Origin of the sequence: Flavobacterium sp. Sd200 (genome assembly GCF_009826935.1) — a bacterium.
Classification (GTDB): Bacteria; Bacteroidota; Bacteroidia; order Flavobacteriales; family Flavobacteriaceae; genus Flavobacterium.
Genome location: NZ_WUMN01000011.1, coordinates 22,444 through 38,511, shown reverse-complemented (window position 1 = coordinate 38,511; position 16,068 = coordinate 22,444). Strand labels below are relative to the sequence as shown.

Genomic DNA, 16,068 nt, shown 5'->3' with positions numbered 1-16,068 from the left:
AATAAATCAATAGAATGAAAAATTTAAAAAAATACGTATTACTTTCTTTTATAGCATTAATATTAGCATCTTGTTCAGATGACGACACCGTGGTGGCAAACAATGTAACTCTTACCTTTAACAACACCTTTAATAATACAACCATTGTTTTAGGAAACGCCACTTCTGCTACGGCAACTATTAATACATCTGCCCTAGGACAACTACACCATTTTTCAGAGCTTAAATATGTTATCAGCAACATTCGCCTTATAAAAGATGATGGTACCGAGGTTCCATACAATGTAAACGATCTTGACAAAGGTGCAACGGTTATAGACCAGTCGAAACCTGCAACACTTAACTATGTTTTAAGCAATATTCCTTCAGGTGCTTACCGTCAAATAAAATTTGGCCTTGGCATCAGGCAGGCACAAAATACTTTAGACCAAACAAGATTCCCAGATTTTTATGCAGCCGCCGGGGCAAACGATACCCAAATGATGTGGGAATGGGGATCAGGATATCGCTTTACTAAAATTGAAGGATTTTATGATACCGATAATAAAGAAATGTCTATTCATACAGGGAGTACTGTAGAGGGTTCCGAAGGCAATTATACGCAGGGTGTTGATGCTTACAGGGATGTTACTTTAAATTTGGGCACAAATGCGGTAGTGGGCAGTTCGGCACCAAAAATTAACATCAAGGCAGATTTTAATAAGCTACTAAGCGGCGCTATCAATACCATTACGCTTTCTACAGGTACAGGAATGAATGACAATGCCACGCCAAACATTCATACTGCGGTTCAAATGGTAAAGTTTGTAGACAACCTTGGCGGTAACGGCACAAGCGATAGCAAAGGTATGTTCTCTATTGAAAGGGTAGATAACTAAATTCCACATGAGTCTTCCATTTCGACCGAGGCGCAGCAGAGTAGAGAAATCTCAGGTTTGCAAACAAAATCAAAAGATTTCTCCTTCTTCGAAATGGAAGTTTCTATAACATCATGAAAAAAACAGTTTACATTTTATCTCTCCTATTTATTATAGCATCATGCAGCAATGATGACTACCAGCCTGTTGTGTATAATAATCCTGAAATTGGATTACATATACCGATCGGTTTTCCCGATATTAATGCAGCTGTGAAAGTTAATATGCCTACTCAATATGGTGTTGAACTGGGTAAAAAGCTATTTGAAGATAAAAGGCTTAGTGCCGATAACAGCATTGCCTGTGCCAGCTGCCATATTCAGGCGCATGCCTTTGCCGACAACAATATTCAGGGTGTTGGTATTGAGGGCCGTACAGGACTACGAAACGTTCCGCCTATACAAAATATGGCGTTTATGAGGTTTTATAACTGGGATGGCAGTAAACTTCAATTAGAAAACCAACCATTAGTACCCATAATAACCCACGAGGAAATGGACTCATCGATTTTAGAGGTTATAGGGAAAATACAGGAAGATGCTTCTTATAAAGAATTGTTTACAAAAACTTTTGGTGATGAAAATATTACACCGGAAAGAATTTATAAAAGCATTGCCCAATATGAATATACCCTTATATCTGCCAATAGTAAATATGATAAAGTAATGAGAAACGAAGGCGAAACTTTTACTGAAAGCGAATCACGTGGCTATACTATATTTCAGCAAAAATGCACTGGCTGCCATAGCACAGAACTGTTTACAGACCAATCGTTCAGAAATATTGGTTTTCCTTTAAACACCAATACTAACGAGGCAGGCCGCGCGAGGGTTACAGGCCTTACGGCCGATTACATGAGTTTTCGGGTACCGTCGTTACGTAATGTGGCGTTTACAGCACCTTACGGCAGTTTCGGGCAATTTGCAACATTAAAATCGGTACTTGATTATTTTGACAATGGTGTGCTGTATTCAGATAACCTTGACCCCGCATTTAAGAATAATGGCAACCGCATTCCACTCTCTGAACAGGAAAAAATTGATTTGATAGCATTTATGAAAGCACTGAGCGATAACACTTTTGTTGAATAGATAATAATATTGTAAAAATTAAACACAAAAGCGAGGGCTTCATTTTCAGAAGTCCTCGCTTTATTTATTAAAAATACTTTTCAGATTAATAAGCGTTCGCAATAATTTGCTCGAACAGTTCCTGCCTGCCGCTGATTTGTTTCGGCTCGCCGTTTTGGCGTGCATAAGCATTCAGGTCTTCAAGGGTTAGTTTGCCGTTTTCAAACTCAGATCCTTTACCTCCATTAAACGATGCATAACGCTCTGTGCGCAGTTGTGTGTAGTTGGTGTTGTTAAGGATATAATCAGCACTGATTAAACCGCGCGCAAAAATATCCATACCGCTAATGTGGGCAATGAATTTATCTTCAAGGTCGGTAGAGTTACGGCGCACTTTGGCATCAAAGTTAATACCGCCACCCTGCAGGCCGCCTGCCTGTAAGAAAACAAGCATAGCCTGTGTAGCCTCGTAGATGTCGATAGGAAACTGGTCAGTATCCCAGCCGTTTTGGTAGTCGCCACGGTTGGCATCAAGCGATCCCAGCATGCCTGCATTGGCAGCTATCTGCATTTCGTGCTCAAACGTGTGGCCTGCAAGTGTGGCGTGGTTAACCTCAAGATTTAGCTTGAAATCATCCTGAAGGTTGTATTTATTAAGGAAACCAATACATGTTGCAGCATCAAAATCATACTGGTGTTTCATTGGTTCCATTGGTTTAGGCTCTATAAGGAAGTTGCCTGTAAAGCCCTGGCTTCTTGCATAATCCCTGCAAATGGTAAGAAACTGTGCAAGGTGGTCCTGCTCACGCTGAATATCGGTATTAAGCAAGCTCATGTAGCCTTCGCGTCCACCCCAAAAAACGTAGTTCTCGCCGCCTAATGCAATAGTTGCATCAATGGCAATTTTTGCCTGAGCACCTGCATAGGCAACTACATCAAAATTAGGGTTGGTAGAGGCACCGTTCATATACCTTGGGTTACTGAAAAGGTTAGAAGTACCCCAAAGCAGTTTTATGCCTGTTTCGTCCTGTTTTTCTTTAGCATAGGCTACAACCGCTTTCACGCGCTGCTCGAATTCTTCAAGGGTTGGGGCTTCATCGACCAAATCTACATCGTGAAAACAGTAGTACGGTATGCCCAGTTTTTCCATAAATTCAAAACCGGCATCCAGTTTATCTTTAGCGCGTGCAACGGCATCTTCGTTGCTGTTCCATGCATGTGTTTCGGTACCGGGTCCAAAAGGGTCGTTACCGGTATTGCATAGGGTATGCCACCATGCCATAGCAAATTTAAAATGCTCTTTCAGGGTTTTGCCTGCTACAACGCGGTTCTCATCATACCATTTAAAAGCAAGTGGATTTTGGCTGTCGCGGCCTTCAAATTTTATCTTGTCTACAGTTTTAAAGTAGGCTTGTTTTGTTGTACTCATGCTCTTGTTTTTTGGTGTTATTATTTGGATATTTTAATCAACTTTCAGTTCTTTATAATAGCTTAGCGGTTTATCAGGAGTTTCTAATCCGGCAGGGACAGGCATTTTAGAGAACGTCTGGAAATACAATACGCAGCCGTTTCTCCATATTACCGCTTCCTTTTCCTGTGTTGCCAAAAGGTCTTTTACTTTCGTAAAAATTTCAGCATCAACACTACCTTTAGTGGTTTCCCATGTTTTTTGCATGGTTCTTACCTCATCTACCCCTTTATAATAATGTTGGCACAGCTCATCCCAAAGGCTTTTACCCGATTTCATTTTATACGTCCATTTTAAATGATGAAACCAAAGCAGTAAATTTTCAGGGCATGTTTCAGTCTTTTCAAACATATCCCTCACCGGAGGAAAGTACTGCCCTACCGCATCAGACCCTGTGCTGGTACGGTTAAAGCCAATACCATTTGCATCGGCGTTATGATAATAGGTAGACTTCCAGTTGGGTTGTGCAGCCGTATCTACCCATGGTCCCGGCCCTTGATGGGTGTTATAGGCCATAATGTGATGCAGCCCGAGCGGTGTCATATAATTTACAGCCGCTTCGCGCGATTGCATCATTATTGTTTTTATGGCATCAACAGCATTTTTTACGTTGGGGAATGTCATTTTTATCCATTCATCAGCAATGCTTTCGGCTGTAAGATCAGGATCCCATGCTAGCCTGCCCATAGAAAACCAGTTGGCCTGCCCAAACGGATGCCCCGTCCAGTTAACACTATTGCCTATGTTAGAAACACCTGCCATTCCTGTAAGCTTGCCTGTGGTATACTTACCCTGCAAAACATTGCTAACGGTACTGCCTTTGCCTTTTGTATAGGTATCAGACTGTAATGTTTCTTCAAACAGCGAAGCCAGATATACCAAATGCTTTGATGACCCCAGATACTCCTGGGTAATTTGGAACTCCATCATTAGCGATGTATTGGGCATAGCACCAAACAATGGCGAGAACGGCTCTCGCGGCTGAAAATCTATAGCCCCATTTTTTATCTGTACCAGCACATTATCTTTAAACTTGCCGTCGAATGGTTTAAAGCTGTTGTAAGCCTGTAAAGTGCGGTCTTCGGCAGGGTTGCTATTGTATACAAATGCCCTCCACATTACAATACCGTTGTGAGGCTTCAGTACATCGGCCAGCATATTGGCACCATCGGCATGGGTGCGCCCGTAATCCTGCGGGCCGGGCTGGCCCTCAGAGTTTGCCTTTACAAGAAAGCCTCCAAAATCAGGAATGTATTTATAGATCTCATCAGTCTTGTTTTTCCACCATTCTATAACAGCCGGATCTAAAGGATCGGCAGTTTTTAAACCTCCAATTTTTATAGGTGCGCTAAACGAAACCGAAAGATATACCTTAAGCCCATACGGACGAAAAACATCGGCCAGGGCCTTAACTTTTGGCAAATAATCGGCCGTCATTATTTTAGGGTTAGAGTTTACGTTATTAAGCACTGTGCCGTTAATACCTACAGATGCATTGGCACGGGCATAATCAGTATATTTAGGATCAAGTGTAGCCGGAAGCGCGTCCCAGTTCCATATAGAGGTACCTGCATAGCCACGCTCTACACTGCCATCAAGGTTATCCCAATGGTTAAGCAACCTTACCTGCAGTTTTGGCGCACTCTCAATATTCAGTTCGTCAGTATTTTGCTGCGTTTGGATCAGTCTTAAAAAATGAAACACACCATACAGCAGGCCATTATCTTTATTGGCAGTAATGACAGTACATTTCTTTTTATTGATAACCACTGTTTTGATAAGAAAGCCTTCATCACCCAATTTAGCCAGCTCTTTATCGATCTTTAGACCTTTAATGATAGTTGAAGAAGCTGGTGTACCAATAACTATACATCCGTCAGAGACAGCTTTGCCCTGTTTTATATCTTTACCCAACAGCCCTTTAAAAGCCATTGATAACTCTTTTTGAATAACAGCTGCATTTGCCGGATTACCCTCTATATAATACGATTTATAAGCAGTGCTATAGCTGTTAAGCAACGTAGCATTATTGATCTTATCATATTTTAGCCATAGACGATAACCGTCATCGGCTTTAAGGCTAAGAGGTAAAATAAAAACTAAAAGGTAAGCGAAGAGTATTTTATAATAGTTCATAAAGTAATTAATTCGGTAATAATGATTTATTTAGACCTGACCATGGTTTCCCGTGGCCCGAGGTAGCTTTTTTTAAGTCCGCCCAGGTCTATTATTATATTTTGAAGCACTATGCCGGGGTCTGCCATCCAAAATTTAAGTACATGCTTTCCCGGTTTAAGTGTAATATGAGATGTAGTTTTAAGAATAGCGTTATTACTTACCCATGCTCTCCACTCGCTCAAATCTTTATAAGTATTTATGCCTAAAACCTGAGGCTTCTCATCATCTATAGATATTGCATAACGCAGTCCTTCTGCCTCATTATGAAAGTTAAGTGTAGGCGAAAAATAAGCCTGAACATCTGCTTTACTTTCTGAATAAACATAAAATTCATATTCAAGGTGCGGGCTGTTACCTCCCGGTTCCTGTTTTGCTGCTGTAACCGGAAAAGGCGTAACCCCCGATCCTGTCCTGCCAATATCGGGCAGCACCTTCCACTCTACCCCATTGGTATTTATTGCTTTTGTAAAATGTTCTGCCTGTATTGATACATATCCGTTTTTTTCATAAAAAAAAGGGGCAGAACTTTTAGGCACAATACTTTCTGCGGTTTTATCTGCAACTATAGCCTCCTGTTTTAGTACTGTTTTACTATCCTCAGATACATATTTAACTTCAGGCATTATGTTTACTTTAGGATCGTTCCACGAAGTGTAACCAATATGTACCTGATCCATAAAATGGTTCCACTTACCGTTTGCTGTATTTTTATTGTATTGAGTACTTATATCAGCATCTTTTTGGAACAATGCTTTAACCTCATCAGCATACGCATTTGCTTTTTTATCCTGTGCAACAGCATATTTTTTATTCAGGGCTGCCGCCAGATACATAGCATGTAAATTAGCATTGGCCTCTACAGGATGCAGCACCAGCTGATAATATGCATCATGATACTCCGCAGGCAATTTTTTATTAATACCCTGTGCTTTTTTCAACAGCACATTATAGGCATCTACAATATTTTGTGCTTCATTATAGTTCTCTAAACTATACGTATTTGCATCTGTAAGCTCCGGTTTGCGCCTCGCCGCCATCTGGCTGTATTCGCGAAGTATGCTAGCGATTTCAACGGCATATTGTTTCCCAAACTGTTGCTCTGCCCAATCCGTATAATAGCTCCTTAAATTCTCAGGTGTATATTTTTCAGGATCCCATGCATAATCTAAAAAGAACGAAATAGGCAATTCCATTGGCTTAATATCACCCACATTTACAATCCATATATGGCGTGCATTATACTCCCATGCCAAATGCATTTGTTCATACACACGGGCAATGTTATTAGTATTTATCCATTTATAGTTACGCGGATCGCCCACATAATCAAAATGATAATATATGCCATAACCGCCTTTTCGCAGTTTTTCATCTTTTTTAGGCAACTTACGGATGTTGCCCCAGTTATCATCGCACAGTAAAAGTGTAACATCGTCGGGTACACGCATTCCTTTATCATAATAGTCCTGAACTTCTTTATATAAAGCCCAAAGCTGCGGAGTTTCTGAGGCAGGTTTTTTGGTAACTTCTTCAAGTATGGTGCGTTGGTCGGCCACGATCTTTTCAAGCAATGCTGTTGCAGTGCCTTCGGTCATAGGCTCATCGCCGTCACCGCGCATACCAATGGTTACAATACTTTCGTGTTTGCTCATATTTTCAATGCCCTTACGCCAAAAATCACGTAAAACCTCATCGTTCTTAGTATAGTCCCATGGCCCTTTACCAAAAAGTTTCCATTCCTGTTGTGCGCGTAGCATGGGTTCGTGGTGAGAAGTCCCTATAACAATGCCCCATTTATCAGCAAGTACAGGATTTAGCTTGTCATCAATATTAAATGCACTTCCCCACATGGCAGGCCACATATAGTTGGCCTTTAACCTAAGCAGCAATTCAAAAACTTTCTCATAAGTTTTATGGTTCAGCCCACCAAATTTCTCACGTGCCCAGCCTGTAAACGCAGGAGCTTCGTCGTTAATAAATATACCGCGGTATTTTACTTTGGGTGCATCGGCTAAAAAAATAGTATCATCAACATACAGCTCCTTTTTTTGAACTACAGGCACATCCGCCCACCAGTTCCATGGCGAAACCCCAAATTGTTTAGAGAGTTCGAGCGCTCCATAAGCCGCACCGCGTTTGTTACTTCCTGCAATTATTAAAGCCTGCTTTACTCCTTTAAACGGATTTTTTATTACCTGAACCTGATAACCATCCCATTGTTCTTTCAGGTTTTCTGCTTTAAACTTTTTCTTTTTTACTAATTCCTGTAAAAAAGAGCTACTACTTAAAGTACCTATGACTATTATATTGCTATTTTTTTTTATTTTATTACTCAGTTCAGGTTTTTTACCGGTTACCTTTTCGATGTCATTTGCAAAAAGTTTTGCGGCAATGTGCACCAACGAATCATCACTTTTATCGAATACAACTTGGGCAGTTTCTAATGCTGAAACCACAGAGAAATAGTTGTCATTGCTGTCTTTTTTAACAAAATCCTGAGCATTGATTTTAAAAAAAATTAGGCTAAATAAAATTAAAAGTGTTTTATTCATTTATATAAAGTAAGGATTTTTTATTTATGAGTCAATATTAGACCTATTTAGCTAAAATTATTAAATGTTTTTTAATTATTAGCTAAAACGTATTCGTAACTTTGCAATTAAATTATCGGGCATATCCTGAGTTATATTTTACTTTTGATTTACTGGCACGGTACAGTAAAAAAATTTGCCCTTATTTAAAAATAGTCAAAAAGACTTTAAGATAGCCTCCAAAGGCAAAATTTCAAATATTTCAGTATGATAAAAAAAATACTCAGTAACACATTTATTTTTTCTTTGCTGGTCATTTCGTTTACCGGCAACGCTCAAAATAAAGACTATCCGTTTCAGGACTACAACTTAACTTTTGATCAACGTGTAAACGACCTTGTTAGCCGCCTTACACTCGAAGAAAAAGTATCTCAAATGCTCAACTCCTCGCCAGCCATACCAAGACTGGGCATACCTGCTTATGATTGGTGGAACGAAACCCTGCACGGTGTAGCCCGTACACCTTTTAAAGTAACTGTATACCCTCAGGCAATTGCCATGGCTGCTACGTTCGATAAAAATTCGCTCTTTACAATGGCTGATTACTCTGCACTGGAAGGGCGTGCCATTTATAATAAAGCTGTAGAAACCAACCGCACCAATGAACGCTATCTTGGGCTTACCTATTGGACACCCAATGTAAATATATTTCGCGATCCGCGCTGGGGACGCGGTCAGGAAACCTATGGTGAAGATCCTTATTTAACTGCTGCCCTTGGCGATGCCTTTGTTAGGGGGTTACAGGGAGACGACCCTAAATATTTAAAGGCCGCTGCCTGTGCCAAGCACTATGCCGTACACAGCGGCCCCGAAGCACTGAGACACGTATATAATGCCGATGTTAGCACTTATGACCTTTGGGATACTTACCTCCCAGCTTTTAAAAAACTTATAACAGTCTCGGACGTTGTTGGGGTTATGTGTGCCTACAATGCTTTCAGGACACAGCCCTGCTGTGCAAGTGATATCCTAATGAACGATATATTGCGCAACCAATGGAAGTTTAAAGGCTATGTAACGTCTGACTGCTGGGCAATAGATGATTTTTTCAAAAATCATAAAACACATTCTGATGCTGAATCGGCTTCGGCTGATGCTGTTTTTCACGGCACTGATATAGATTGTGGTACCGATGCATACAAAGCTTTGGTACAGGCCGTAAAAAATGGCAAAATCCCGGAATCTCAAATAGATATTTCTGTAAAACGCCTGTTTATGGTGCGTTTTCAGTTAGGCATGTTCGACCCTGTTTCTATGGTTAAATATGCCCAAACACCTGCATCGGTGTTAGAGAGTGCTGCACATAAGCAACATGCACTAAAAATGGCACAGCAGTCTATGGTATTACTTAAAAATGAAAACAACACACTACCTCTAAGCAAGAAACTAAAAAAAATAGTAGTTCTGGGTCCAAATGCCGATAACAGTATTGCTATTTTAGGCAACTACAATGGAATCCCGTCTAACCTTACTACTGTTTTACAGGGTATAAAAGATAAAGTAGGCAAAGATACTCAGGTAGTTTATGAAAAGGCCGTAAACTTTACCAACAATGAGCTATTAGCGTATGAAGACCTTAGCAGCCAATACTCTTTTGAAGGCAAGCAGGGCTTTAAAGCAGAGTATTTTAATAACACAAAACTTAGCGGCACTCCGGAAATGGTTAAACAGGAAAGCAAAATTGACAACTTTTGGCAGGAAGGGCAACTTGTTACAGGCAGTATTAAAGCAAGGGATTTTTCTGTGCGCTACACTACTAATTTTAAACCTGTAAGCAGCGGAAATATAACATTTGAAATGGAGGCCGACGATGGTTACCGTTTAATTATTAACGGGAAAACAGTTTTGGATGCCTGGTCTAAAAACCGATGGGGAGCAAAAACCTACGATCTTAAAACTGTAAAAGGTGAAGTGTACAACATACAGGTAGAATACTGGCAGGGCGATGGCAAAGCCAATGTTAGGCTTAGTGCAGGCAACTTTGTAAAGAACAACTTAAAGGCCGTTGCAACAAAATATAAAGATGCCGATGCATTTATTTTTGTAGGTGGAATATCGCCACAGCTTGAGGGAGAAGAAATGAAAGTAAATGATCCCGGCTTTGAAGGCGGAGACCGCACCACTATTGTATTGCCCGCAATACAAACTGAACTAATGAAAGAACTACGAGCCACAGGCAAACCGGTTGTATTTGTAATGATGACAGGCAGCGCAATAGCCACCCCATGGGAAAGTAATACCATCCCTGCCATTTTAAATTCATGGTATGGAGGGCAGGCAGCAGGTACCGCCGTTGCAGATATTTTATTTGGCGATTACAACCCATCAGGACGTTTGCCGGTTACTTTTTACAAAAGCGACAGCGATTTAGCTTCGTTTACTGATTATAGTATGCAAAACCGCACGTACCGCTATTTTACCGGAACTCCGCTTTATGGGTTTGGATATGGTTTAAGTTATACTACCTTTAAATATGATAAGCTAAGCCTGCCCGCCACAATTGCAAAGGGCAAAAATGTTAAAGCATCGGTAACGGTAACCAATACAGGAAAAATGGATGGAGATGAAGTGGTTCAGCTTTACGTGATCAATAAAGACGCAAAGATTAAAACATCGATAAAAGCATTGAAAGGTTTTGAAAGAGTAAGCCTTAAGGCGGGCGAGAGTAAAACTGTTAGCTTTACTTTAACTCCCGATGACCTTTCATACACTACAGCCGAAGGAGCTTTGCAACAATTTAATGGATCTGTAGAGATAGCTGTTGGCGGTCATCAGCCCGATGAACCAAACAAAACTAAAGGCAATGTTTTAAAGAAGGCTATTACGATAAAATAGCTCATCAAATAATTACGCAAAAAATAATATCCAAAAAGTATAATTATGCTTAACTACATTATTATGTATCAATCAAAACTGAATAAAAAAAGCATACTTCATTCTATAGGTATGTGCCTTTTGGTTACATTGCCAATACTGGCGCAAAACCCAAAAACAAAAAATACAGAAGTAAGGGAGCGTATAAACATCAATAACGGATGGAAGTTTTACAAATATGGGGAAAACGAAAAAGCCGATGACCTTATTTATGATGTGTGTCCTGAAGTTAACGAAAACATAGACCGCATAGCTGCAGATGCAAAACCAACCGAAGCGTTAAAAGTAGAAAGTAAAAAAGAAGTTTTAAAACCTTATATCCTGCCTACCGGAAATGCGTTTATTAAAGATCAGGCAAAAAAACATGTGCGCCCGGCGGGAAACCCGGGCAGCGATTTTGCTTTTGTACAGTCAGGGTTTAACGACAAAGGCTGGGAAAGTATAAACCTTCCTCACGACTGGGCGATTAAGGGTCCGTTTTATAAAGGAGACGGTACTATTATTGGTGGTGGCATGGGCAGGTTGCCTATACAGGGTGTTGCCTGGTATCGAAGAAAAATTGATGTGCCGCTATCTGATAAGGGCAAATCGGTTTTTCTTGATATTGACGGAGCTATGTCTTATGCAATGGTATGGCTAAACGGCAAACTTGTTGGCGGATGGCCTTATGGCTATGCATCATGGCAGTTAGACCTTACCCCTTATATTATTCCCGGAGGCGAAAATCAACTTGCTATAAGGGTAGACAATCCTATAGGCTCTGCACGCTGGTATCCCGGAGCAGGCATTTACCGCAGTATATGGCTAACAAAAACACAGCCGGTACACATAGCCAACTGGGGCACTTACATTACAACAAGCAATGTTTCGGCAGCATCTGCAAATATCGACCTTAAGGTAACGCTCGAAAATAATTCAGATGCACAGGGCAGTTATCAGGTAGCTACCGAGATATATCTTTTAGATTCTAAAGGAAATAAAACAGGCCAGGCTGTGGCAAAAATCACACCGGCAAACGCAGCCTTAAAACCACGATCTCAGGAAACTGTTTCAGGATCGGTCATACTTAAAAATCCAAAATTATGGGAGCCTGTGCCGGAAGGCACTCCAAATCGTTATGTGGCTGTAACCACAGTATCTTTAAACGGTAAAACCGTAGACACGTACACTACAAACTTTGGTATAAGAGACCTGCGTTTTGATGCCGAAAAGGGAATATTTGTAAACGGAAAACATATTTATTTAAAAGGAGTAAACCAACACCATGACCTTGGAGCACTGGGCGCAGCATTTAATGTGCGCGCTGCCGAGCGCCAGCTTGAAATACTGCGCGAGTTGGGATGTAATGCCATCCGTTTCTCTCATAATCCGCCAGACCCGCAATTATTGGAATTAACAGATAAAATGGGCTTTCTTGTGGTAGACGAGGTTTTTGACTGCTGGGAATTAAAGAAAACCCCTTTGGATTTCCACCTTATTTTTCCGGAATGGCATGAACAGGACCTTAGGGCAATGTTAAGGCGCGACCGCAATCACCCATCTATAATAATGTGGAGTTTTGGCAACGAAGTAGGAGAACAATATACGGATATTCAGGGTGCCGAAGTGGCAAAACGCCTGCAGGCTATTACTAAAGAAGAAGATGCCACCCGACCTACAACCATATCTATGAACTATGCGAAACCAAACATGCCATTGCCTGCTGTGGTAGATCTCATAAGCCTTAACTATCAGGGCGAAGGCATACGCAATGGTGATGCTTATGCAGGTTTAAAAGGAATAAACACTCCGCCTTTGTTCCCCGCTTTTCACGAAAAATTTCCTGATAAGGTAATTGTAAGCAGCGAGAATGCAGCAGCCGTAAGCAGTCGTGGCGAATATATTTTCCCGGTGTATAAGGGCAACAGTTCACCCATCAGAGACGGTCAGGGAGGCGATTCCAAAAAACAACAGGTAAGTTCTTATGAATTGTACTCGGTAGATTTTGGGGCATCGGCCGATAAAGTTTTTGCTTCTATGGAAAAACACCCGTATGTTGCCGGAGGTTTTGTATGGAGTGGTTGGGATTACATTGGAGAGCCTACTCCCTACTATCTTTCTAAAAGCTCCTACTTTGGGGTTATAGATCTTGCCGGATTTAAAAAAGACCGCTTTTATTTATACCAGTCGCACTGGAAGCCGGAACTCCCAATAGCACACATACTGCCGCATTGGAACTGGACAGGCCGCGAAGGAGAAATTACTCCGGTGCATGTATTTACATCGGGCGATGAAGCCGAACTGTTCCTTAATGGCAAATCGTTGGGCAGGAAAAAGAAAGAGCAGTATGAATATCGTCTGCGTTGGGATGATGTAAAATATACCCCTGGAGAACTTAAAGTTGTGACCTACAAGAACGGTAAAAAGTGGGCTGAAGACATGGTAAAAACCACTACAAAATCTACCAAACTAACGCTGACACCAGACAGAAATGTTATAAAAGCCGATGGAGAAGACCTGTCTTTTATAACTGTAACCGTAACAGATAAAGACGGTTTGATGGTTCCTGATGCAAAAAACATGCTTAAATTCTCGATAGAAGGACCAGGCGAAATTGTAGCTACAGATAACGGAGACTCTGCCAACCTTACATCTTTTGCATCTTTAGAAAAAGAAGCTTTTAACGGCCTGTGTCTTGTTATAGTTAGAGCAAAGCCGGGACAGCAGGGCAAAATAAAAGTAAAAGCCGAATCGGCAGGTTTACAGCAGGCCTCTGTTATAATAACCACAGGCAAATAATAAATTACTATAGCAATTTAGCCGTATGCTAACTCAGTTTACGGTTAAAATTGTGCGTAACTGCTACGAATACGTTTTAGCGGATATTTACAAAAGTTACAAAAATTTAGAAATTTTAGGTCTAATATTGACCCTCATAAAACATAAACTTCAAAATAAATAATCAATATATCAATGAATGTTTTAGACACATTTTCGCTTAAAGGTAAGGTTGTTGTCGTAACAGGCGGCACAGGTGTTTTGGGCGAATCGTTTATTAAAGCCATTGCAGAAGCAGGAGGCAAAATTGCCGTTTTGGGCCGCAATAAAGAAAAGGCAGATGAAAGGGTGGCAATGGTAGAAGAACTTGGTGGAGAGGCTATTGCTGTTGTAGCCAATGTTCTGGATGAACAGGATATTATTCGCGCCAAAGATGAAATTTTAGCCCGCTTTGGCACTATAGATTGTTTGGTAAATGCCGCAGGCGGAAACATTCCCGGCTCTACAATAGGACCGAATGATAACCTTTTTGAATCTAATGTTACAGATACCATCAAAGCCATAGAACTTAACCTGTATGGCACTATAATACCAACCCATATATTTGGCCGTGTAATTGCCGAAAAGGGTAAAGGTTCTATAGTAAATATATCTTCTTTGGCTGCGAGCCGCTCTATTACAAGAGGTTTAGGATATAATGTTGCCAAGCACGGCATAGACGGCTATACCAAATGGATGGCTGCCGAACTGTCGTTGCGTTATGGCGACAGAGTGCGAGTAAATGCCATTGCACCGGGGGTTTTCCTTACAGAGCAAAACCGCACGCTGCTAACCAACCCTGACGGAACATTTACAGACAGGGCACAAAAATTTGTAAACAACACTCCATACTCACGCCTTGGCGAACCACAGGAATTAGAAGGAAGCCTTGTATTTTTACTTAGCGATGCCTCCGGTTTTGTAAACGGGGAAATACTTTTTGTAGATGGTGGTTTTAATGCCTGGTGTGGCGTATAATATTTAAATAAACATGGAAAATACAACAAAAAAACTGGAGCAAACCTGGAGATGGTATGGCCCGGATGATTCGGTAAGCCTGCAGGATGTTAAGCAGGCCGGTGCAACAGGAATAGTATCTGCCCTGCACCATGTAGCCCACGGTGCTGTGTGGACGGTGGAAGAAATAAGCAAAAGAAAAAAACAGATAGAAGATGCCGGGTTAACCTGGAGTGTGGTAGAAAGCGTACCTGTGCACGAAGCCATAAAAACCCGTAGTGCAGATGCCGAAAAATATTTGGACAACTACCGCCAGTCTTTAAAAAACCTTAGTGCATGCGGGCTTAAAACAGTATGCTACAATTTTATGCCTGTGCTTGACTGGACCCGCACAAAGCTGGATCTTGAAATGAAAGATGGCTCTAAGGCACTTTATTTTAACTGGGAAGATCTTGCCTATTTTGATATCTATATCTTAAAAAGAGAAGGCGCTGCCAATGATTATCCGGAAGCAATTGTAGCCGGTGCTGCCGAAAAGAGCAAAACAATATCTGAAGAAGAAACTGCCGTTTTAACTGAGGTAATTTTGATGGGAGTGCCTGGTGAAGACAGCATAACACTGGAAAGTCTACAGCAAAGTATAGACATTTACCAGGCTATTGGATTTGACGGGTTAAGGCAAAACCTACTTTACTTTTTAGAGGCAATTGCTGCCGTGTGTGAAGAAGAAGGTGTTAAAATGACCATTCACCCGGATGACCCTCCCTACCCTATTTTAGGATTACCGAGAATTGCCAGCAATAAAGGCGATCTTGAATTTATTATAAACGGAGTTAATAAAGAGCACAACGGCATTTGTTTTTGTACAGGTTCATTGGGAGCAGGAGTTAAAAACAACATTACTGAAATTTTTGAAGCCGTAAAACACCGTGTTCATTTTATACATTTAAGAAATGTAAAAAAAGACGAAGCCGGAAACTTTTATGAAGCCGACCATCTTGACGGCGATGTAAACATGTACAGCATAATGAAAGCTATTGTAGCCGAAAACAGTACACGCAGCACACCTATACCTTTCAGGCCGGATCATGGGCATCAAATGCTGGACGACCTTAACAAAACTACCCATCCGGGATATTCTGCCATTGGCAGGCTGCGTGGTTTAGCCGAACTACGCGGGCTTGAATTAGGTATTATCGGTCAATAATTTATACGGA

General features: G+C 41.0%; 9 protein-coding genes. 6 read left to right on the top strand and 3 right to left on the bottom strand.

Features of this window, described 5'->3' with window-relative positions; translation table 11 throughout:
• Positions 1-14 precede the first annotated feature (14 nt).
• Positions 15-878 (top strand): MbnP family protein, encoded by an 864-nt coding sequence (locus GR160_RS18360; protein WP_160751364.1) that lies wholly within the window; start codon positions 15-17, stop codon positions 876-878.
• Positions 879-991: 113 nt separating this feature from the next.
• Positions 992-2,008 carry a cytochrome-c peroxidase gene (locus GR160_RS18355; protein WP_160751363.1) on the top strand — a complete coding sequence of 339 codons (1,017 nt, stop codon included), beginning with the start codon at positions 992-994 and terminating at the stop codon, positions 2,006-2,008.
• 85 nt (positions 2,009-2,093) lie between these two features.
• Here the strand turns inward: GR160_RS18355 and xylA are convergent, their stop codons facing one another.
• From xylA to GR160_RS18340, 3 genes are read right to left on the bottom strand one after another with little or no spacing between them, the layout of a single operon-like run.
• Positions 2,094-3,416: a xylose isomerase gene (gene xylA / locus GR160_RS18350; RefSeq protein ID WP_160751362.1), complete on the bottom strand. Its 1,323-nt coding sequence runs from the start codon at positions 3,414-3,416 to the stop codon at positions 2,094-2,096.
• A gap of 33 nt (positions 3,417-3,449) precedes the next feature.
• Positions 3,450-5,591, bottom strand: a complete 2,142-nt coding sequence (locus GR160_RS18345; RefSeq protein WP_160751361.1) for an alpha-glucuronidase family glycosyl hydrolase — start codon at positions 5,589-5,591, stop codon at positions 3,450-3,452.
• 26 nt (positions 5,592-5,617) lie between these two features.
• Positions 5,618-8,185, bottom strand: coding sequence for a glycosyl hydrolase 115 family protein (locus tag GR160_RS18340; RefSeq protein ID WP_160751360.1), 2,568 nt, complete (start codon positions 8,183-8,185; stop codon positions 5,618-5,620).
• A 246-nt stretch (positions 8,186-8,431) separates the two neighbouring features.
• Between GR160_RS18340 and GR160_RS18335 the strand changes: the two genes are divergently transcribed.
• The 4 genes from GR160_RS18335 to uxuA all read left to right on the top strand — a co-directional run bounded on the left by GR160_RS18335 (position 8,432) and on the right by uxuA (position 16,058).
• Positions 8,432-11,059 (top strand): glycoside hydrolase family 3 C-terminal domain-containing protein, encoded by a 2,628-nt coding sequence (locus tag GR160_RS18335; RefSeq protein WP_160751359.1) that lies wholly within the window; start codon positions 8,432-8,434, stop codon positions 11,057-11,059.
• Between the two features lie 63 nt (positions 11,060-11,122).
• A complete protein-coding gene (gene galB, locus GR160_RS18330) occupies positions 11,123-13,876 on the top strand; it encodes a beta-galactosidase GalB (protein WP_237421252.1) in 2,754 nt (917 codons plus the stop codon).
• Positions 13,877-14,050: 174 nt separating this feature from the next.
• Positions 14,051-14,872, top strand: a complete 822-nt coding sequence (locus tag GR160_RS18325) for an SDR family oxidoreductase (RefSeq protein ID WP_160751358.1) — start codon at positions 14,051-14,053, stop codon at positions 14,870-14,872.
• A gap of 13 nt (positions 14,873-14,885) precedes the next feature.
• Positions 14,886-16,058, top strand: coding sequence for a mannonate dehydratase (gene uxuA / locus GR160_RS18320; protein ID WP_160751357.1), 1,173 nt, complete (start codon positions 14,886-14,888; stop codon positions 16,056-16,058).
• The last annotated feature ends 10 nt before the right edge of the window (positions 16,059-16,068 follow it).

Coding starts and splice junctions, on each gene's coding strand:
- GR160_RS18360 (WP_160751364.1), top strand. CDS start 15: ATGAAAAATTTAAAAAAATACGTATTACTTTCTTTTATAGCATTAATA.
- GR160_RS18355 (WP_160751363.1), top strand. CDS start 992: ATGAAAAAAACAGTTTACATTTTATCTCTCCTATTTATTATAGCATCA.
- xylA (WP_160751362.1), bottom strand. CDS start 3,416: ATGAGTACAACAAAACAAGCCTACTTTAAAACTGTAGACAAGATAAAA.
- GR160_RS18345 (WP_160751361.1), bottom strand. CDS start 5,591: ATGAACTATTATAAAATACTCTTCGCTTACCTTTTAGTTTTTATTTTA.
- GR160_RS18340 (WP_160751360.1), bottom strand. CDS start 8,185: ATGAATAAAACACTTTTAATTTTATTTAGCCTAATTTTTTTTAAAATC.
- GR160_RS18335 (WP_160751359.1), top strand. CDS start 8,432: ATGATAAAAAAAATACTCAGTAACACATTTATTTTTTCTTTGCTGGTC.
- galB (WP_237421252.1), top strand. CDS start 11,123: ATGTATCAATCAAAACTGAATAAAAAAAGCATACTTCATTCTATAGGT.
- GR160_RS18325 (WP_160751358.1), top strand. CDS start 14,051: ATGAATGTTTTAGACACATTTTCGCTTAAAGGTAAGGTTGTTGTCGTA.
- uxuA (WP_160751357.1), top strand. CDS start 14,886: ATGGAAAATACAACAAAAAAACTGGAGCAAACCTGGAGATGGTATGGC.